Source organism: Jatrophihabitans fulvus (assembly GCF_054781375.1).
The window spans coordinates 235197-253190 of sequence record NZ_BAAGUN010000001.1 but is presented as its reverse complement, the minus strand read 5'-3'; the positions used below and the strand labels follow the sequence as shown (position 1 = coordinate 253190).

Sequence of the window (17994 nt, the reverse complement as noted above, 5' to 3'; positions counted from 1 at the left end):
GTCAGGCGGACGGCGAATCCACCGGTGCCGCCAGCCGGACGGTCACCTCGCGGACGAGGGCGCCCAGCCGGAACCGGTCCGGCCACACCACGTCCAGGCCGGCCTCGAGCAACGGCGCCGCCGTCACCGGCCCGACGGCCGCGCAGAGGACGGACCCGCGCAGCGCGTCCCGCACGGCTGCGCCGAGCCCGATCTCGTCCGCGGTGCGCAGGACGTTCGTCGACGCCGGGGCGCTCGTGAAGGTCACCGCGTCGAGTTGCCGCGCGGCGACCTGCTCGATCAGCCGGTGCAACGGCTTCGGGTCCTCCGGGGGTTCCCAGCGGTAGACGGGCACCTCGATGACCTCGGCGCCGGCCGCGCGCAGCCCGTCGACCAGCGAGCGCAGCGGATCGCCGTGCAGCTGCACCGCGACACGGCGCCCGGCCAGCTCGGGCCCGGCGAGCAGGTGCTCGAGGATCTCGTCGCTCGACTCGGACTCGGGCGCCCACTCCTCCCGCAACCCGGCGGCGCGGACGGCTCCGCGCACCTTCGGCCCCCGGGTGAGGACCGTCGAGGCGGCCAGGGCGCGCAGCAACGACTCACCGTGGCCCCAGTGCTCGACGACCTCGAGCCAGCCACGGAAGCCGACGGCCGTGGTGGTGATCGTGAGATCGAGCGGCGCGGCGAGGCACCGTGCGGTCGCCTCGCGCAACCTCGTGTCGTCGGCCAGGGGGACGACGTGGATCGCCGGCCCGTAGACGATGCTCGCGCCGCGGCGCGCGAGGGCATCGCCCAGCTCCTCGCGGCGGCGCTCGGCCGTGACTCCGACCGTCCGGCCGATCAGGTCGAGGGTGCGGTCCGCCACGCCGATCACGGTACGCAGCACCCGCCGGTACGGTCGCCGGCGCGAGATTGTCGGCCTCCTGTGCCACGATCGGCGCGAGTGGATCAACGGGAGGGAACGCGGATGCGCCGTCGTCGGGCAGGCATCGTCGTCGCTGTGGGCGCTGTCGCCCTGCTCGCGGCCGGGTGCAGCGGCAGCGTGGTCGACGGCACGCCGTCCCTGGCCGTCCGCTCGGGGTCGGGATCGGGGTCGGGGTCGCCGAGCGGCTCGCCGTCGGGCACCGGCTCGCCGTCCGGCCCCACTCCCACCGGCAGCGTCACGTGGGGCGAGTCGACGGGCGACATCTCCAACCTCATGCCGCTCATCTCGGCCGGCAATTCCACCGCCAACGGCAACCTGGTCACGCGGGTGCTCGACGGCCTCTACCGCAGCGCTCCGAACATCCAGTACATCCCCGACGTCGACCAGGGCACGGCCTCGTCCGCGGTCGTCGGCGGCAAGCAGGTCGTCACGGTGAAGATCAACCCGCGCGCGGTCTGGGCCGACGGTCAGCCGATCACCGCCGCCGACTACGTCTTCACCGCAGAGGCGCAGAAGTCGAGCGACCCGTCGAACGGCGGGTGCGCCGCCCTGCTCAGCACGGTCGGCTTCGACCAGATCGAGACCGCCGAGGCCGTCGACGAGCGCACGGCGACGTTCACCTTCAAGGCCGGCCAGTCGTTCGCCGACTGGAAGGGCCTGTTCTCGGGCAACAGCGCGCTGCTGCTGTCGAAGCACGTCGTCGACCAGGGCTCCGCGCGGGCGACGTGCGACTACATCACCCGCGGCTGGCCGGTCCGCGACGGCATCCCGCTGGGCGCGCAGAACGGCCCATGGCTGATCACCGGCGACAACGTCGACGTCGCCGCACGGACGATCACGCTCGTGCCCAACCCGCGGTACTGGGGTGACAAGCCCAAGCTGGCCAAGCTGGTGTTCAAGACCATCGGGTTCGACTCCGACACGCAACTGCGGGCACTGCAGACCGAGGACGTCGACATCGTCTACCCGCAGCCGCAGCTCGACCTCGTCGCGAACCTCAAGAAGCTGAGCGGCATCAAGACCGAGATCGGGTTCGGCGCCTCGTTCGAGCACCTCGACTTCAACACCCGCGACCCGCTGCTGAAGTACAAGCAGGTGCGGCAGGCCATCGCCCTCGCGATCGACCGTGACGCGCTGGTCCGGGCCACGGTGGGTCAGTTCAGCGACACCGCGTCCGTGCTCGGCAACCGCATCGTGCTGACGTCCCAGCGTGGGTACCAGAACAACGGCGCCGCCTACGACCGGCAGGACATCGCCAAGGCCAAGCAGCTCATCCGGTCCGTCGGCGGCAAGCTGGGCAGCGACGGCATCTACCGCATCGGCGGACGACCGCTGTCGTTCCGCATCACGACGACGCAGGACAACCCGCTGCGCGACGTCACCGTCAGCCGCATCGCCGCGCAGGTGAGGGCGGCCGGCATCAAGATCACCGAGTTCGCGAACCCCGACATCTTCCAAGGTCCCGAGAAGCCGACCTCGCTTGCCGGCGGCGGCTTCCAGATCGCGCTGTTCGCGTGGGTGGGTTCGCCGTCGCTGTCGTCGTCCAACTCGATCTACTACAGCCCCGCGAAGACCCGGGGCGCGGTCGGCCAGAACTACTCACGCGCCGGCACGACCGACATCGACACCCAGCTCGACAAGGTCACCACGGCGTACACCCCCGACGCCCAGCTCGCCGCCGCGAACGCCGCCGACAAGCTGCTGTGGGGCGAGATGTACACGCTGCCGCTGTACCAGAAGCCGACCCTGCTGGCCTACCGCAACGACATCCAGGGCCTCGCCGACAACGCGACCTTCGCCGGCCCGCTGTGGAACTCCGACGACTTCACGGTGCGCTGAGCCCCGGTCGCGCTCAGTCCTGGTCGAGCATCGGCATCTCGAGCCCCCGTCCCCGGCCGAGCAGCTGCGCGCGCCCGACGGCGTCGCGACCGAACTTGGCGCGAATGCCGTCCAGCACCGGGTCGAGCGCGCTCGTGTCCTTCGCCGCGAAGGGCAGTTCGAGCTGCCGGTCGTCGGCGTCCTCGAGGTTGGTGAGCGAGACGCCGACGAGCGTGCACCCGCGTTCGTCGACGAGCTGACCGGCGTCGCGCAGCAACTGCCGCGCGGTCGCGAGCACGGCATCGGTCTCACACGTGGGCCGCAGGGTGGTGTGCGAGCGCGTGACCCGCTCGAAGTCGGCGAAGCGCAGCCGCAGCGTGACGGTGCGACAGACGCGGTTCGCCTTGCGCAGCCGGGTGGTCGTCCGCTCGACGAGCCCGGTGAGGTGGTCGTCGAGGTCGGCGAGCGACGGCCGCCGTCGCGACCCGAGCGCGCGCTGGGCGCCGATCGAGCGGCGTCGCCGGCCGACCACGACCGGTCGGGGGTCGCGGTTGTGGGCGAGGGCGTGCAGGTGGTGCCCGGCCGCCGGCCCGAGCAGCGAGACGAGGGCGTCGTCTCCGAGCTCGGCCACGTCGGCGACCGTGAACAGGCCGCGGTCGTTGAGCTTGGCGGTGGTGACCTTGCCGACGCCCCACAGCTTCTGCACCGGCAGCGGGTGCAGGAAGTGCAGCTCCTCGTCGGCGGGCACGAGGCGCAGGCCGTCGGGCTTGGCGACCCCGCTCGCGACCTTGGCGAGGAACTTGGTGCGCGCGATGCCGACGGTGATCGCCAGCCCGACCTCGTCGCGCACCCGCTGCCGCAGCCGCACCGCGATCTCGACGGGCGACCCGGACACCTTGCCCAGACCGCCGACGTCGAGGAACGCCTCGTCGATCGAGATGCCCTCGACCAGCGGCGTGACGTCGTCGAAGATCGCGAACACCTGCTTGCTGGCCTCGACGTAGCGCTCGAAGTGCGGCTCGACGACGATCGCCTGCGGACACAGCTCGCGTGCCTGCCGACCGTTCATCGCCGAACGCACCCCGAACGCCTTGGCCTCGTAGCTCGCGGCCAGGACGACGCCACCGCCGACGAGCACTGGCCGGCCGCGCAGCCGGGGGTCGTCGCGCTGCTCGACCGACGCGTAGAACGAGTCGAGGTCGGCGTGCAGGATCACGCGTCCATATTCGTCGACCTGTTCGAAATTGGCAATCGACGCTACCGTCGCGCCATGACCGAACCGACGCTGTTCGAGTGGGCCGGCGGGCACGACGCGATCCGGCGCATGATCGACGCCTTCTACGACCGCGTCGAGCAGGACGATCTGCTGTCGCCGTTCTTCCCCGGCGGCGTCACCGAGCACCACCGCGCGCACGTCGCGGACTGGTGGGCCGAGGTCTTCGGCGGCCCGGCCGTCTATACCGAGCAGCACGGCGGTTACGAGTCGATGCTGGCCCACCACGTCGATCTCGGCATCACCCCCGAACACCGGTTCCGGTTCGCCTCGTTGATGTCGCGGGCCGCCGACGACGCCGACCTCCCCGCCGACCCGGAATTCCGGGCGGCGCTGGTCGGCTACCTCGAGTGGGGCACCCGGCTGGCCATGGAGAACTCGCAACCGGGCGCCGGGCCCGTCCCGCACGCAACCGTGCCGCGCTGGGGCTGGGGCGTTGCGCCGCCCTACCAACCGTGACGGCAGGAGACACTGACGGATGGACTTCGACGAGACCTTCACCCGACTCGACCCCCGGGTGTGGACCGACGCCTACCTCCCGGCCTGGAGTTCGCGGGCGGCGGCCGCGGCGGCGTACGAGGTCGGCGCGGACGGGCTCCTGCTGAGCATCCCGCCCGACCACCCGCTGTGGTGTCCGGACTCCCACGCGCCTCCGCTGCGGGTGTCGGCGATCCACAGCGCCAACCGGTCCGGGCCGGTCGGTTCCACAGACGCGCCCCAACCGTTCCGCGACGGCCTCGTCGTCCGCGAGCAGCAGCCGACCGTCATCGGGTTCGCGCCCCACCACGGTTCCGTCGCGGTCACGTGCGCCGCCCACCTCACTGCGCGCTCGATGTTCTCCGCCTGGCTCGTAGGCCTCGAGGACGCGCCCGAGCGGTGCGGCGAGATCTGCGTGGTCGAGGTTTTCGGCACCGCGGTCCGCGCGGGCGACGTCGCGCTGGGGCAGGGCATCCACCGCTTCCGCGACCCTTCCCTTCGCGAGGACTTCTCGGCCGAGCCCACGCCGCTCGACGTCGAGCAGGAGCACACCTACGCCGTCGACTGGCGGTCCGGGCGGGTGACCTTCTCCGTCGACGGCGTAGTCACCCGTGAGGCCGACCAGGCTCCCGACTACCCGATGATGCTGATCCTCGGGCTGTTCGACTTCCCCGACGAGCCCGGCGACCCGTCCGACGTGCCGCGACTGCAGGTCACGCGAGTGACGGGCAACGAGCTCGGCGTCGGAAGCATCGACGGACGGTGACCACGAACCCGCTGGTCGTCACACTTTCGCTCGACGACGCCGCGCAGGGACGCTTCGACCGCGAGCGGGCGGCGTTGTTCCCGTCGGGACGGACGCAGGTCGGCGCGCACGTCACGCTGTTCCACGCCGTACCCGGCGAGCTCGAGCAGCAGGTGCGCGAGGATCTCGCGGACGCCGGCCCGCCCTTCGACGTGGCGGTGACGGGCGTGTTGCCCCTCGGCCGCGGCGTCGCGTACCGACTCGAGTCGGTCGAGTTGTCCAACCGACATCGTGCGCTGCAGCAGGCGTGGTGGCCGCACCTGACGGCACAGGACCGGCAGGGGGTTCCGTCCGCACGTCACCGTCCAGAACAAGGTGACGCCCGAACAGGCGCGGCGCACCCTCGCCGACCTCGACGCGGCGTTCGCGCCGTTCGAGGTCACCGCGCTCGGCTGGACGCTCTGGCGCTACGACGGCGGCCCCTGGACGCACCTCGCGGACGTCCCCTTCACAGCGGCAGGTCCTCGAGCATCTCGGTGACGAGCGCGGCGATGGGCGAGCGCTCGGAGCGGGTGAGGGTGACGTGCGCGAACAGCGGGTGGCCGCGCAGCGCCTCGATCACGGCGGCGACGCCGTCGTGCCGTCCGACGCGCAGATTGTCACGCTGCGCGACGTCGTGGGTCAGCACGACTCGCGAGCCGGCGCCGATGCGCGACAGGACGGTGAGCAGCACGTTGCGCTCGAGCGACTGCGCCTCGTCGACGATGACGAACGAGTCGTGCAGCGACCGGCCGCGGATGTGGGTCAGCGGCAGCACCTCGAGCATGCCGCGGTCCATGACCTCGTCCATCACGTCACCGGACACGAGCGCGCCGAGGGTGTCGAAGACCGCCTGAGCCCAGGGCGCCATCTTCTCGTTCTCCGAGCCCGGCAGGTAGCCGAGGTCCTGCCCGCCGACGGCGTACAGCGGCCGGAACACCACGACCCGCTTGTGCGCGCGCCGCTCGAGCACCGACTCGAGCCCGGCGCACAGCGCGAGCGCCGACTTGCCGGTGCCCGCCCGTCCGCCGAGCGACACGATGCCGATCTCGGGGTCGAGCAGCAGGTCGAGCGCGACGCGCTGCTCGGCCGAGCGGCCCCGCAAACCGAACGCCTCACGGTCGCCGCGCACGAGCTTCACGTGCTTGTCGGGCGTGATGCGTGCGAGCGCCGAGCCCTTGACCGAGTGCAGCACGAGGCCGGTGTGGCACGGCTCCCCCGCGACCTCGGCGAAGTCGGGCGCATCGGCCAGCTCGATCGGCTCGCCGTCGTAGAGCGCGTCGACGGACGCCGGGGAGACGTCGAGTTCGTGGATGCCGGTGTAGCCGGTCGAGTCGACGACCGGGTGCAGGCGGTACTCGTCGGACGGCAGGCCGACCGACGCGGCCTTGACCCGCAGCGGCATGTCCTTGGTGACGAGGGTGACGTCGCGTCCCTCGTTCGCGAGATTGAGCGCGACCGCGAGAATGCGCGAGTCGTTGCTGTCGACCCGGAAACCGGCGGGCAGTGTCGAGAGGTCGGAGTGGTTCAGCTCGACGCAGAGCCGGCCCCCGCCGTCGCCGATGGGCACGGGTGAGTCGAGCCGGCCGTGCTCGACCCGCAGGTCGTCCAGCACGCGCAGCGTCTGGCGCGCGAACCAGCCGAGCTCCGGGTGGTGCCGTTTGCCCTCGAGTTCGCTGATGACGACCAGCGGGAGGACGACGTCGTGCTCGGCGAACCGGCCCAGCGCACCCGGGTCGGACAGCAGGACCGACGTGTCGAGGACGAAGGTGCGGACGGACGGTTCGGGGACGGCAACGCTCATGAGGCGCTCCAGGGGACTCGGCACCGCGGACGCACACGCGCCCGTAGCGCTGTCGGGGTGACGGCCCGTCCTCGGCACGCAGGTACCGGACGCGCCGGCCCCATCGCGATCCGTCGAGGAAACACCGATTCAGGGACCTCCGCCGGCGCCCGGGCTGACCCCGGCCGCTGAGCAGGAAGCTACGTCCGCGGTCACGGAGCCGCGGGAAGGCGCGCCAAGGAGTTGGTTACGGCGTCGTTAACGCTCGACGCTACGGTCGGGCCATGCCCGCATCGAACCTGCACGGCGAGGTCACCGTCCGCATGGCCGCCCCACCGGAGAAGGTCTGGGAGCTGGTCAGCGACGTCACGCGCATCGGCGAGTTCAGCCCCGAGACGTTCGAGGCCGAATGGCTCGGCGGGGCCACCGGCCCGGCGCTCGGCGCGACGTTCCGCGGCCACGTCAAGCGCAACGGCCGCGGGCCCGTCTACTGGACGACCTGCAAGGTGACGCAGTGCGAGCCCGGCAAGGTCTTCGGCTTCGCCGTCGTGGGCGGCGGGCGGACCTTCAACAACTGGAGCTACCGCATCGAGCCCGACGGTGACGGCAGCCGGGTGACCGAGGCGTTCGACATCCAACCCAACCTGGCCATGCGCGCCTACTGGCTCGTCGCCGGACGGCTGCGCCGCAGGACCAATGAGAACGGTATGCGCCAGACCCTCGAACGCATCAAAGCTGTGGTCGAGGGTTGACCCGTCTCGATCGGACGGGACTCGTCCGATCCGTCGCCCTGATCGAAGGGCGCAATCTGCGCTCGTCGCGTACGGATCTTGATGGCCCGGCGGCGTCATGTCGTCCGCCTGCCCTCAAGATCGAGTGGAGGCTTGCGATCTTCATGGCCACGCGACGCCATGAAACCTTCGGCTCCTCAAGATCGTCGCCGGGTGCGTGTCCGCGGCGGCGACCCGAGATCAGCCCGTCTCGACCGGACGGGACTCGTCCGCGCCCCACTGGGACCACGACCCGGTGTAGAGGGCGAGGTCGTCCAGCCCGGCGACGGTCATCGCCAGCAGGTCGTGGCAGGCGGTGACACCGGACCCGCAGTAGGCCACCGCCGCGCCGTCGCCGAACCGCTCGCGCAGCTCGGCAGCCGGACGGAACCGCCCGGACGCGTCGAGGTTCTGCTGCCACGGCGCACTGATCGCCCCGGGCACGTGACCGGGACGCGGGTCGATCGCCGGATCGCCGTGCGCGTACCGCTCGGCCGTCCGCGCGTCGAAGACCCGGGCGTCGGTCGCCGCGACCTCGTCCGCGGTGACGAACCGTCCGGCGGGCCACGAAACCGGCTCCCGCCCGACCGGCGCGAACGCCGGCACCGCGGTCTCCAACGGACCGGTCCAGGCCGCGAGGCCGCCGTCGAGCACGGACACCGGCTCGCCGAGCACGTGCAGCAGCCACCACAACCGCGCCGCCTGCGCGCCGCCGGAGTCGTCGTACGCGACCACCGGAGTGCCGGTCGCGATGCCGACCCGGCCGAGCGCCGCGGCGAAGCGCTCGGGCGACGGCAGCGGATGCCGTCCGGTGCCCGGACCCGCCGGATCGGACAGGTCGGTGTCGATGTCGAGCCACACCGCGCCGGGCAGGTGCCCGGCCTCGTAGGCGGCGCGTCCGGACCGTCCGTCGAGGTACCAGCGGACGTCGACGAGCCGGGCGTCCGCCGGCACCGCATCGGCGCCGACCAGGGGCGTCACGCCCCGAACCGCCGCTGCCGGGTGCCGAAGGCGCGCAGCGCGCGGTAGAAGTCGATGCGCCGGAAGTCGGGCCACAGCGCGTCGCAGAAGTAGAACTCCGAGTGCACCGACTGCCACAGCAGGAACCCGCCGAGCCGCTGCTCCCCCGACGTGCGGATCACGAGGTCGGGGTCGGGCTGGCCCTTGGTGTAGAGGTGCTCGGCGATGTGGTCGACGTCGAGGGTCTCGGCGAGGTCCTCCAGGGCCGTGCCGCGCGCCGCGTGCTCGAGCAGCAGCGAGCGGACGGCGTCGGCGATCTCGCGGCGTCCGCCGTAGCCGACCGCGACGTTGACGGTGAGCCCGTCGCGCTCGGCGGTCGCCTCCTCGGCGCGCTTGAGCTGGGCGGCGGTCTCGGCCGGCAGCAGGTCGAGCGCGCCGACGGCGTTCACCCGCCACGGGTTGCCCTCCGCGGCGAGTTCCTCGGCCACCCCGCCGATGATGTTCAGCAGGGGCGCCAGCTCGGACTCGGGACGGCGCAGGTTGTCGGTGGACAGCAGCCAGATGGTGACGTGCGCGACCCCCACCTCGCCGCACCACTGCAGCAGGTTGGTGATGTGGCGCGCACCGGCGACATGGCCGTGGCTGACGTCGTCGAACCCGGCCGCCCGGGCCCAGCGGCGGTTGCCGTCGACCATGATCGCGACGTGCCGCGGCACCGGCAGACCGTCGATCCTGCGCCGGAGGCGTCGCTCGTAGACGGCGTAGACCGCCTCACGGATTCCCACGACGGCCCAGGTTAGCCCTGAGAGCGACCCGGCGCCGAAACCTACGCGCGCGTAACCTTGGCGGATGACCACCCACCGTCCGCACCTCGACGCGAGTGCGCGGCGGCCGGCGGCCGCGACCGGATCGCCCACCGGCCCCGCACGCAGCGACCACGCCCACGAGTCGATGGCCTCCCGCATGGCCGACTCGGTCGCCGACACCGTCAACGACCTCAAGCCCCGGCTGCGGGGCTGGCTGCACGCCTACGCCGCGGTCGTGTCCCTGGCCAGCGGCGCGGCGCTCATCGCGACCGCCGCGGCCCTGCGCGGCGGCGTGGCGGCGCTCGTCACCGCCATCTACTGCGGCACCGTGACCCTGCTGTTCGGCACCTCGGCGCTCTACCACCGCCTCAGCTGGAGCGACCGGGCGCGCCGGGTCATGAAGCGGCTCGACCACTCGATGATCTTCGTGTTCATCGCGGGCACGTACACGCCGATCGCGGCGCTGACCCTGCCCAGGGGCCCGATGATCGGCGTGCTGGTCTCGGTCTGGTCGGGCGCCCTCGTGGGCGTCGCGCTGCAGACGTTCTGGCACTCGGCCCCACGCTGGCTGTCGGCCCCCTGTTACATCGCGCTCGGCTGGGTCGCGGTGTTCGTGATGCCGGACCTGCTCGATCGCGGCGGTGTGGCCGCCTTCGTGCTCATCACCGCCGGCGGCGTCGTCTACACCCTGGGCGGCATCGTCTACGCCCTCAAGCGTCCGAACCCGTGGCCGGGCGTCTTCGGCTTCCACGAGGTGTTCCACCTCGCCACGCTCGTCGCCGCCGCGTGCCACTACGTCGCCATCTGGTTCGCCGTCCTGGACTGAGTTCTCCTGCGGCGAACATCGTTGCCGTCCGACCGTCTGTAAGCGTGTAATCATGTAATCAGACACGTCAGACGGAGGTTCACCATGCACGACGACCACCCCTTCGCCCAGTTCGCCGCCGAGGCCGAACGCCGCTTCCGGGAGGGCGGACGCGGCCGCCGCGGCGGACCTCACCACCACGGCCGGGGCCAGCGCGGCGGCGGCTGGCAACAGGCCGATCTGCCCGACGCGACCGACGCCGCCGAGTGGTTCGCCGGCCGGCTTCCGGACGACTGGTTCACCGGCACCCCCGAGGTGTCGGTCGACCGCGACGAGATCGTCGTCGTCGGCGAGCTGACCGCGCCCGACGACGGCGGCACCGCCGCCGCCCAGGGCCGCATCCAGCGCTTCCGCGAGGAGACGCGGGACGCCCGCATGCGTATCGCGGACGAGGCGGAGGCCCGCTACGGCCGCAAGGTCGCCTGGGGCGCCGCGATCGGCGACACCCGCGAACTGTTCACCACCCTCTCGGTGCCGGTGATGACGCGACTGCGCTCGCCCGAGCGGCAGGTGCTCGACACCCTCGTCGACAGCGGCGTGGCCCGTTCGCGCGCGGACGCGCTCGTGTGGTGCGTCCGCCTCGTCGGGCAGCACGCCGACGAGTGGCTCGGGCAGCTGCGCGACGCGATGGCCCAGGTCGACGAGCTGCGCAAGCAGGGACCTACCGGCTGAGTGCCGCCTCGAGGTCCGCGACCTGCGTGACCGGCAGGTCGCAGACCATCCCGCGGCACACGTAGGCCGCGGCTGCGCCGTCGACGAGCGGACGGTCGGCCAGCAGCGGCCGGCCGTCCGCGTCGGGCTCGCCCGTCACGACCACGGCTCCGGGCGGACGCAGCCGCCACGCGGCTGCGGTGAACTCGCCGCTCGCGTCGCCGACGATCGCCACCTGCACCGGTCCGGACGCGAGCGCCTCGGCCGCGGCCAGCGCCCACCCGAAGAAGCGGGGTTGCCGGGCCGCCATCTCCCCCACCGCGGCGAGCGCCCGCTCGGCCGCCTCGCGATGCCGCGACGACCCGGTCAGGGCGTGGTGGCCGAGCAGCGCATGGATCAGCGACGACGACCCGGACGGGGTCGCGTTGTCGGACGGGTCGCGCGGCCGGCGCACGAGGGTCTCCGCGTCGTCCGCGGTGTCCCAGAAGCCGCCGTCGTCGGCGGCGAAGTGGTCGAGCGCGACGTCGAGCAGTCGCCCCGCCAGCTCGAGCCAGTGCGGGTCGCCCGTCGCCTGGTGCAGCAGGGCCAGACCGTCCGCCAGATCGCCGTAGTCCTCCGCGACACCGTGGGCGTCGCCGACCGCGCCGTCGCGCGAGGTGCGACGCAGCCGTCCGTCGACGAGGTGCACCCTTTCGAGCAGTTCCGCGCATTCGACGGCGGCGTCCAGTAACTCCGGTTCGCCCAGCAGCATCGCCGCCTCGGCCAGGGCCCCGATCGCGAGGCCGTTCCAGGCCGTCACGACCTTGTCGTCGCGCGCCGGTTGCGGTCGCAGCTCGCGCGCCGCGAACAGCCGCGTGCGCAGCTCGACGAGCTCGTCCGCCGGCGGATCGGACAGCAACTGCAGCGTCGACAGACCGTGTTCGAACGTCCCCTCGTCGGTGACGTGGAAGATCGCCGCCGCCCGCGCGCCGTCGTCCGCGCCGAGCGCCTCGGCCAGCTGCGTCGGCGTCCACGCGTAGGTGAGCCCCTCGACACCGTCGGTGTCGGCGTCGAGGGCTGAAGCGAAACCGCCCTCGGCCGTCAGCAGGTCACGCAGCAGGAAGCGCGCGGTCTCGCGCGCGACCCGGGCGCCCAGCGCCGAACCGGTGCGCCGCCACCAGCGCAGGTAGCCGCGCAGCAGCTGCGCGTTGTCGTAGAGCATCTTCTCGAAGTGGGGCACGACCCAGGCGGCGTCGACCGAGTAGCGCGCGAACCCCCCGCCGAGCTGGTCGTACATGCCGCCGCGCGCCATGGCCTCGAACGTGCGGTCGACCATGGTGCCCACGTCGGCGCCTCGCTCCTGCGCCCGCAGCAACCACTCCAGCACCATGGACGGCGGGAACTTCGGGGCCCCGCCGAAGCCGCCGCGCTCGGCGTCGGCGTGCCGGGCGATCGCCTCGACCGCAGCGTCGAGTTCGGTCGCGCCCGGCGCGGCGCCGGCGGCGAACGCGCCCCCGGCCTGCTGGGTGAGCGCGTCGACGACCCGCTGCCCGGTGGCGAGCACCTCGTCGCGGTTGTCCCGCCACGCCTCGGCGATCGCGTCGAGCAGCCGCACGAAGTGGTCGCGCGGGAAGTAGGTGCCGCAGTAGAACGGCTTGGCGTCGGGGGTCAGCAGGCAGGTCATCGGCCAGCCGCCGTGACCGCTCATCGCGACGGTGGCGTCCATGTAGACGGCGTCGACGTCCGGACGTTCCTCGCGGTCGACCTTGATGTTGACGAAATGCTCGTTCATCACGGCGGCGACCTCGTCGTGCTCGAACGACTCGTGCGCCATCACGTGGCACCAGTGGCAGGCGGCGTACCCGATCGACAGCAGCACCGGCACGTCGCGGCGGCGGGCCTCGGCGAACGCCTCGTCCGACCACTCCCACCAGTCGACGGGGTTGTCCCGGTGCTGCTGCAGGTAGGGACTGGTGGCGGCTGCGAGGCGGTTCACCCGTCCATCGTCCCCGGCCGGCACGGACGCCTGACGCGACCCGGTTGTACGGTGCGGCCATGGACGATCCGGTCGTCGCCCTCGACGCGACGTCGCCCGTCCCGCCGTTCGAGCAGATCCGCGGCGGGCTGGCCGGGCGCATCGCCGGCGGCGAACTCCCCGCGGGCACGAAGCTGCCGACCGTCCGCGCCCTGGCCGCCGAACTCGAGGTCGCCACCAACACCGTTGCCCGCGCCTACCGCGAGCTCGAGACCGCCGGGTTGATCGAGACCCGCGGCCGTGCCGGCACCGTCGTCCGCGCGACGTCCGCGAGCAGGCAGGAGCTTGCCGCCGCCGCCGCCCGGCTGGCGGAGCTCAGCGCCGCGCAGGGCCTGTCGGACGACGACGCCGTCGCCCAGTTGCGCGCCGCGCTGGACGCCCGCCGGACCTGACCGTCACTCGCGGTGCGCCCCCGCGGGGCTGACGTGGACGGTCGCCGCGGTGAGCCGCGGCACGAAGAACAGCAGGTGTTCCTCGGCGTGGTGGGCGAGCTCGTGCGCGTCGCGCAGCGACAGCCCGGCATCGACGGTGATGTCGACCTCCGCACGCAGGGTGTGGCCCAGCCAGCGGACACGCAGCTCCCGCAGCTCGCGCACCCCCTCGACGGACCGGACCGCACCGGACGCCTCGTCGACGAGGTGCGGGTCGACGGCATCCATCAGCCGCGCACCCACCTGCGCCACGGCGCCCCGCAGGACACCGAGGATGGCGACGGTGATGAGCAGTCCGACGACCGGGTCGGCCCACTGCCATCCCACGGCGACACCACCTGCACCCACCAGCACGGCCAGGCTGGTGAAGCCGTCGGTGCGAGCGTGCAGGCCGTCGGCCACGAGTGCGGCCGACCCGATGCGGCGTCCGACCCGGATGCGGTAGCGGGCGACGAGCTCGTTGCCGATGAAACCGACACCCGCCGCACCCGCCACGGCCCAGAGGTGCGTCACCGGTTCGGGGTCGATCAGCCGCCGGATCGACTCGAACGCGGCCAGCGCCGCCGACAGCGCGATCATCGCGACGACGAAGAGGCCGCCGAGGTCCTCGGCGCGGCCGTACCCGTAGGTGTAGCGCTTGCTCGGCGGACGTCGGGCCAGGCGGAACGCGATGAGCAACGGCACGGCGGTCAGCGCGTCGGCCACGTTGTGCAGGGTGTCGCCGAGCAGCGCGACCGACCCCGACACCAGCACGACCGCCGCCTGCACCGCGGCCGTGACGCCCAGCGCGGCGAGACTGATCAGCAGGGCACGGCGACCGGCGGCGTCCGCCTCGACGGCGTCGTCGATCTGGTCGGCCAGGTCGTGGCTGTGCCCGCCGACGAACTCCGACAGCGCGTGCCGGGCGCGCCCGGCCACCGAGCGGTCGTGCTCATGATCGTGGTGGTGATCGTGATGGTCGTGCGTGTGCGCCGCCGCGGTCCGATGACTCACGATTCCACGCTAACGACGCGGGCGGACGAGAGCACGTTGCGAGCGACCCGCAACAGGCGCGGAGCTACTGCCCGGGCTGGTCCTTCTCGTCCTCGTACTCGTCGCGGACCTCGTGGGCGGCCTGCTCCTGCTCCTTGCCCTCCTCGACGAGGTCGTCGTCGTTCATGACCCGGCCCGCGGCCTCCTTCACCTTGCCGACGACCACGTTCTCCCAGGTCGCCGGTCGCTCGATGGGGGCGTCGTTCTCGCTCATGCGGCGAATCTACGGTGCGCCCGCGGTCTCAGGCGTAGCAGGACAGCGGCCGTCCGCCGTTGAAGGCGACCATGTCGCGCAGCGCGCCCATGACGTCGACGGTCGTGCTCTCGTCGAGATCGGCGTACGCGCGGTGCAGGTTGCCGACGATGCGTTCGGCGTCGAGCCAGTCGGCGTACTGCCCGAGGTCGGTCTCGCGCGCGGCCTCGAGCGGATCGAGCCCAGCCGCCTTCGCCGCCCGGGCCGTCGACAGCACGAACTCGAGGTAGCCCACGATCGTGTCGATGAGTGCGTGGTCGCACGGCGCGCCGTGTCCCGGGACGATCGTGGTGGCGGGGATCGGCCTGACGACCTCGGTGAGGACGGCGATCGCCCCGACGACCGAACCCATGAGCAGGAACGGCGTGCCTCCGTTGAACAGCAGGTCGCCGCAGAACAGCACCTGCTGCTCGGGCAGCCACACCAGGCTGTCGTTGCTCGTGTGCGCCGCGCGGCCGACCCAGCTGACCTCGATCGGACGGTCGTCCGACCACAACCGCACCCGGTCGGCGAACGTGACGGTCGGCGGCGCGACGGTGAGGTCGCCCCACTCGACCGGGTCCCAGATGCCGGTGTCGCCGGGGATGCCGAACGCGAGCAGCTCGGTACGGCAGTTCTCGTGGGCGACGATGGTGCCGGTGCCCATCAGCGAGTTGCCGTAGGTGTGGTCGCCGTGGTGATGGGTGTTGATCAGCATGTCGACCGGGGCCGGCGTGACCGAGGCGATGCGGTCGCGGAACGCCCGCGTCCGGCGCTCGGTCGAGCAGGCGTCGATGCTGATCACCGACGACGAACCGACGACGAACCCGGTGTTGTTGATGTACCAGGACCCGTCCGGCTGGATGTAGCCGAAGACGCCGTCGGCGACCTCGACGAGTTCCGCGGGTCCCAGCTCCGGGTGGTCGTGCAGGCTCGTGCTCACACGCAGATCCTCTCGCGGTCGGACGGGATCACAACGGTGCCGGGCTCCAGAGCCCGGCCTCGGGCGGGGTGCGGTGCCAGAGCGCGAACAGGTCCTCGCCCGGGCCGGCCGTTCCCCACCGGTCGGCGTACTCCGGGATCGCCGGCCAGACGCGCGGCACCCACGCGTCCTCGTCGGCGATCTTCTCCAGCGCAGTCGTGTACTCGACGACGAAGTCGTCGGGACCGGCGAAGTAGGAGTAGACGTTGTCGCCCGAGCTGTGCCGTCCGGGTCCCCACAGCGGCGCACGGCCCGCGCGCACCATGCGTCCGGTGCCGCGCATGTACTCGTCGATGTCGCGCATCTCGAAGGACACGTGGTTCAGGCCCGCGTACGGGGCGGCGGCGATGGCCAGGCTGTGATGGTCGTCCGAGCACCGCAGGAAGCACATCCGGTCCTCGAGCCAGTCGGACAGCCGCAGGCCCAGGTAGGTCTCGTAGAACTGCATGAGCGCGACGACCTGCGGACTGTTCAGCACGACGTGACTCAGCTTGCGCGGCACCGACTCGCCCACGGCGACCTCGCGGAACGGCTTGGGCGCCACGTCGCTGGACACCTCGACCAGACGCCCGTCCGGGTCGAAGAACCGCACCCCGTACCCGCCCCCGGGTGTCGCCAGGGGTCCGGGCTCGCCGGCCAGCCGTACCCCGTCGGACGCGAGCCGCGCGGCGAGCGCGTCGACGGCCGCGCGGTCGACGGCGCCGAACGCCACGAGGTCCGTCCGCCGTTCGGACGCGCGCCGGATCCGCACCACGAACGGCTCGGGACTGCCGACGGTGCCGAGGAAGGCCACCTCGCCGTCGCCGGCGACCTGGTAGAGCCCCCAGGAGTCCTCGTAGAAGCCGAGCGTCGCCGCGAAGTCCGCCGTCGAGATCGCGACGTGGCGGATGTGGGTGATCGGCGAGCGCTGCGCGACCAGCGAGGGCAGTACCGACCCGCGCGGCGCGGGCGGCGGCAGCGGCGGGCCGGGGCGGGGGTCCGGCGGCGTCGCCGCGGCGAGGTCGGTGTCGACGAGGGACGTGGTCATCGCAGCTCTCCTGATCAGGCGGGGCGGTCGAGGGCGAGGTCGACCTGGCGCATGCGTTCGGGCAGGTGCGCGCGCATGCCGGCGACGGCGTCCGCCCAGGTCTCGGCGGTGATGCCCATCTCGGCCTCGAGGATTCCGTGCGAGACGTCCTGCACGAGCTTGGCCCGCGGGAAGCGACGCTGCTCGAAGCTGCGCAGCCGTTCGTCGAGGTCTCCGGGTCCGTCGAGGCACTCGGCGAGGACGACCGCGTCCTCGAGCGCCATCCCGGCGCCCTGCGTGATGTGCGGCGCGCACGCGTGGGCGGCGTCGCCGAGCACGCCCACCCGCCCGGAGAACCAGGGCAACGGCAGCATGACGTCGGAGATGGGGCTGTAGACGATGTCGTCGTCGGCGGTGAGGCCGTCACGGACCTCGGCGGGCAGCCCGCCGAAGGGCGCCATCCGCTCGCGCAGGATCTCGGCGAACCGGGCGCGGTCGTGCGTCACGCCCTTCGGGTCGGGCGTCACGACGAACATGTACATCGTCGCCTCGCTCAACGGGATGAACCCCGCCTTGACGCCGAGCGCCTGGTACACCCGCACGCCGGTCACGTACTCCGGCCGGGGCAGGGTCACGCGGAAGACGCCGAAGCCGGAGTACACCGCGTCGTGGTCCGGGCCGAACAGGGTGCGGCGAGTCGCGGACTTGATGCCGTCGAAGGCGGCGACGAGGTCGTAGGACTCACGGCGCCCGTCGCTGAGGCGGACGTCGACGGCGGTGCCGTCGTCGTCGAAGGACTCGACCGTGGTGTCGTAGGCGACCTTCACGCCGTGCCGTTCGACGGCCTCGATCAGGATGTGGTGCAGGTCGGAGCGCGACAGCGCCGTGTTGTGCGGGACGTCGCCCCCGCCGAGAGCGCTCGGGACGTCGACGATGTGCTCGCCGCCCGCCTCGTAGAAGCCGGTGACGTCGTACTGGTACCCCGCGGCGACGATCGCGTCGAGCACGCCGAGCGACCGCAGCGCCCGCAGGCTGTTGCCGGGTTGGTTGATGCCGACGCCGTAGACGGAGAAGTCCGGCTTGACCTCGACCACGTCGACGTCGTGACCACGCTGACGGAGGGCGATCGCGGCGGCCAGGCCGCCGATCCCGGCCCCGATGACGAGAATCCTCATGGCTGCTCCCGCTGCCTCGTTGCTGGCGTGT

19 protein-coding genes and 1 pseudogene are annotated in these 17994 nt (G+C 72.3%); 9 read left to right on the top strand and 11 right to left on the bottom strand.

The window, feature by feature from the left end:
* Position 1: 1 nt before the first annotated feature.
* Positions 2–844, bottom strand: coding sequence for a uroporphyrinogen-III synthase (locus tag ACYVP9_RS01220; protein ID WP_460602862.1), 843 nt, complete (start codon positions 842–844; stop codon positions 2–4).
* 135 nt (positions 845–979) lie between these two features.
* Between ACYVP9_RS01220 and ACYVP9_RS01215 the strand changes: the two genes are divergently transcribed.
* Positions 980–2743: an ABC transporter family substrate-binding protein gene (locus ACYVP9_RS01215; protein WP_460602861.1), complete on the top strand. Its 1764-nt coding sequence runs from the start codon at positions 980–982 to the stop codon at positions 2741–2743.
* 13 nt (positions 2744–2756) lie between these two features.
* Here ACYVP9_RS01215 and dinB read toward each other — a convergent pair whose 3' ends face one another.
* Positions 2757–3938 carry a DNA polymerase IV gene (gene dinB / locus ACYVP9_RS01210; RefSeq protein WP_460602860.1) on the bottom strand — a complete coding sequence of 394 codons (1182 nt, stop codon included), beginning with the start codon at positions 3936–3938 and terminating at the stop codon, positions 2757–2759.
* Between the two features lie 54 nt (positions 3939–3992).
* Here dinB and ACYVP9_RS01205 point away from each other — a divergent pair, with 54 nt between their 5' ends.
* From ACYVP9_RS01205 to ACYVP9_RS01190, 4 genes and pseudogenes are all read left to right on the top strand, one after another.
* Positions 3993–4454 carry a group II truncated hemoglobin gene (locus ACYVP9_RS01205; protein WP_460602859.1) on the top strand — a complete coding sequence of 154 codons (462 nt, stop codon included), beginning with the start codon at positions 3993–3995 and terminating at the stop codon, positions 4452–4454.
* Between the two features lie 19 nt (positions 4455–4473).
* Entirely contained in the window at positions 4474–5238 is a 765-nt protein-coding gene (locus ACYVP9_RS01200; RefSeq protein ID WP_460602858.1) for a glycoside hydrolase family 16 protein, read from the top strand.
* Positions 5235–5495: pseudogene (locus ACYVP9_RS01195) on the top strand (2'-5' RNA ligase family protein); the annotation flags it as partial. The gene ACYVP9_RS01200 and the pseudogene ACYVP9_RS01195, both read left to right, overlap by 4 nt.
* Before the next feature lie 97 nt (positions 5496–5592).
* A complete protein-coding gene (locus tag ACYVP9_RS01190; RefSeq protein ID WP_460602857.1) occupies positions 5593–5757 on the top strand; it encodes a hypothetical protein in 165 nt (54 codons plus the stop codon).
* Here ACYVP9_RS01190 and ACYVP9_RS01185 read toward each other — a convergent pair.
* Positions 5726–7060, bottom strand: a complete 1335-nt coding sequence (locus ACYVP9_RS01185) for a PhoH family protein (protein ID WP_460602856.1) — start codon at positions 7058–7060, stop codon at positions 5726–5728. The two genes, ACYVP9_RS01190 and ACYVP9_RS01185, sit on opposite strands and share 32 nt — an antisense overlap.
* A gap of 278 nt (positions 7061–7338) precedes the next feature.
* On the opposite strand from ACYVP9_RS01185, the gene ACYVP9_RS01180 reads away from it, so the two are divergent.
* Positions 7339–7791 (top strand): SRPBCC family protein, encoded by a 453-nt coding sequence (locus ACYVP9_RS01180; RefSeq protein ID WP_460604261.1) that lies wholly within the window; start codon positions 7339–7341, stop codon positions 7789–7791.
* Between the two features lie 219 nt (positions 7792–8010).
* On the opposite strand, the gene ACYVP9_RS01175 is transcribed toward ACYVP9_RS01180, so the two are convergent.
* Both ACYVP9_RS01175 and ACYVP9_RS01170 read right to left on the bottom strand, forming a co-directional pair.
* A complete protein-coding gene (locus tag ACYVP9_RS01175) occupies positions 8011–8790 on the bottom strand; it encodes a sulfurtransferase (protein WP_460602855.1) in 780 nt (259 codons plus the stop codon).
* Entirely contained in the window at positions 8787–9554 is a 768-nt protein-coding gene (locus ACYVP9_RS01170) for an isoprenyl transferase (protein WP_460602854.1), read from the bottom strand. Before ACYVP9_RS01170 ends, ACYVP9_RS01175 begins: the two co-directional genes overlap by 4 nt.
* A gap of 178 nt (positions 9555–9732) precedes the next feature.
* Here ACYVP9_RS01170 and trhA point away from each other — a divergent pair, with 178 nt between their 5' ends.
* Both trhA and ACYVP9_RS01160 read left to right on the top strand, forming a co-directional pair.
* Positions 9733–10401 (top strand): PAQR family membrane homeostasis protein TrhA, encoded by a 669-nt coding sequence (gene trhA / locus ACYVP9_RS01165; RefSeq protein ID WP_460604260.1) that lies wholly within the window; start codon positions 9733–9735, stop codon positions 10399–10401.
* Between the two features lie 84 nt (positions 10402–10485).
* The gene (locus tag ACYVP9_RS01160) at positions 10486–11112 is read left to right on the top strand and encodes a hypothetical protein (RefSeq protein WP_460602853.1); all 627 of its coding nucleotides are present in this window, start codon (positions 10486–10488) and stop codon (positions 11110–11112) included.
* Here ACYVP9_RS01160 and ACYVP9_RS01155 read toward each other — a convergent pair.
* Positions 11102–13066, bottom strand: coding sequence for a thioredoxin domain-containing protein (locus ACYVP9_RS01155; protein WP_460602852.1), 1965 nt, complete (start codon positions 13064–13066; stop codon positions 11102–11104). The genes ACYVP9_RS01160 and ACYVP9_RS01155 overlap by 11 nt on opposite strands.
* A gap of 59 nt (positions 13067–13125) precedes the next feature.
* On the opposite strand from ACYVP9_RS01155, the gene ACYVP9_RS01150 reads away from it, so the two are divergent.
* Positions 13126–13497, top strand: a complete 372-nt coding sequence (locus tag ACYVP9_RS01150) for a GntR family transcriptional regulator (protein ID WP_460602851.1) — start codon at positions 13126–13128, stop codon at positions 13495–13497.
* A 3-nt stretch (positions 13498–13500) separates the two neighbouring features.
* On the opposite strand, the gene ACYVP9_RS01145 is transcribed toward ACYVP9_RS01150, so the two are convergent.
* The 5 genes from ACYVP9_RS01145 to ACYVP9_RS01125 all read right to left on the bottom strand — a co-directional run bounded on the left by ACYVP9_RS01145 (position 13501) and on the right by ACYVP9_RS01125 (position 17963).
* The gene (locus ACYVP9_RS01145) at positions 13501–14529 is read right to left on the bottom strand and encodes a cation diffusion facilitator family transporter (protein ID WP_460602850.1); all 1029 of its coding nucleotides are present in this window, start codon (positions 14527–14529) and stop codon (positions 13501–13503) included.
* A gap of 64 nt (positions 14530–14593) precedes the next feature.
* Positions 14594–14782, bottom strand: a complete 189-nt coding sequence (locus ACYVP9_RS01140) for a CsbD family protein (RefSeq protein ID WP_460602849.1) — start codon at positions 14780–14782, stop codon at positions 14594–14596.
* Positions 14783–14810: 28 nt separating this feature from the next.
* The gene (locus tag ACYVP9_RS01135) at positions 14811–15743 is read right to left on the bottom strand and encodes an MBL fold metallo-hydrolase (RefSeq protein ID WP_460602848.1); all 933 of its coding nucleotides are present in this window, start codon (positions 15741–15743) and stop codon (positions 14811–14813) included.
* Positions 15744–15771: 28 nt separating this feature from the next.
* The gene (locus ACYVP9_RS01130) at positions 15772–16809 is read right to left on the bottom strand and encodes a VOC family protein (RefSeq protein WP_460602847.1); all 1038 of its coding nucleotides are present in this window, start codon (positions 16807–16809) and stop codon (positions 15772–15774) included.
* A 14-nt stretch (positions 16810–16823) separates the two neighbouring features.
* Entirely contained in the window at positions 16824–17963 is a 1140-nt protein-coding gene (locus ACYVP9_RS01125) for a Rossmann-fold NAD(P)-binding domain-containing protein (protein WP_460602846.1), read from the bottom strand.
* Between the last annotated feature and the right edge of the window lie 31 nt (positions 17964–17994).

Bases quoted from the DNA above. Each gene is read 5' to 3' on its own strand.
- ACYVP9_RS01200 (WP_460602858.1), top strand. From the start codon at position 4,474: ATGGACTTCGACGAGACCTTCACCCGACTCGACCCCCGGGTGTGGACC.
- ACYVP9_RS01205 (WP_460602859.1), top strand. From the start codon at position 3,993: ATGACCGAACCGACGCTGTTCGAGTGGGCCGGCGGGCACGACGCGATC.
- ACYVP9_RS01140 (WP_460602849.1), bottom strand. From the start codon at position 14,782: ATGAGCGAGAACGACGCCCCCATCGAGCGACCGGCGACCTGGGAGAAC.
- ACYVP9_RS01150 (WP_460602851.1), top strand. From the start codon at position 13,126: ATGGACGATCCGGTCGTCGCCCTCGACGCGACGTCGCCCGTCCCGCCG.
- ACYVP9_RS01130 (WP_460602847.1), bottom strand. From the start codon at position 16,809: ATGACCACGTCCCTCGTCGACACCGACCTCGCCGCGGCGACGCCGCCG.
- trhA (WP_460604260.1), top strand. From the start codon at position 9,733: ATGGCCGACTCGGTCGCCGACACCGTCAACGACCTCAAGCCCCGGCTG.
- ACYVP9_RS01125 (WP_460602846.1), bottom strand. From the start codon at position 17,963: ATGAGGATTCTCGTCATCGGGGCCGGGATCGGCGGCCTGGCCGCCGCG.
- ACYVP9_RS01160 (WP_460602853.1), top strand. From the start codon at position 10,486: ATGCACGACGACCACCCCTTCGCCCAGTTCGCCGCCGAGGCCGAACGC.
- ACYVP9_RS01185 (WP_460602856.1), bottom strand. From the start codon at position 7,060: ATGAGCGTTGCCGTCCCCGAACCGTCCGTCCGCACCTTCGTCCTCGAC.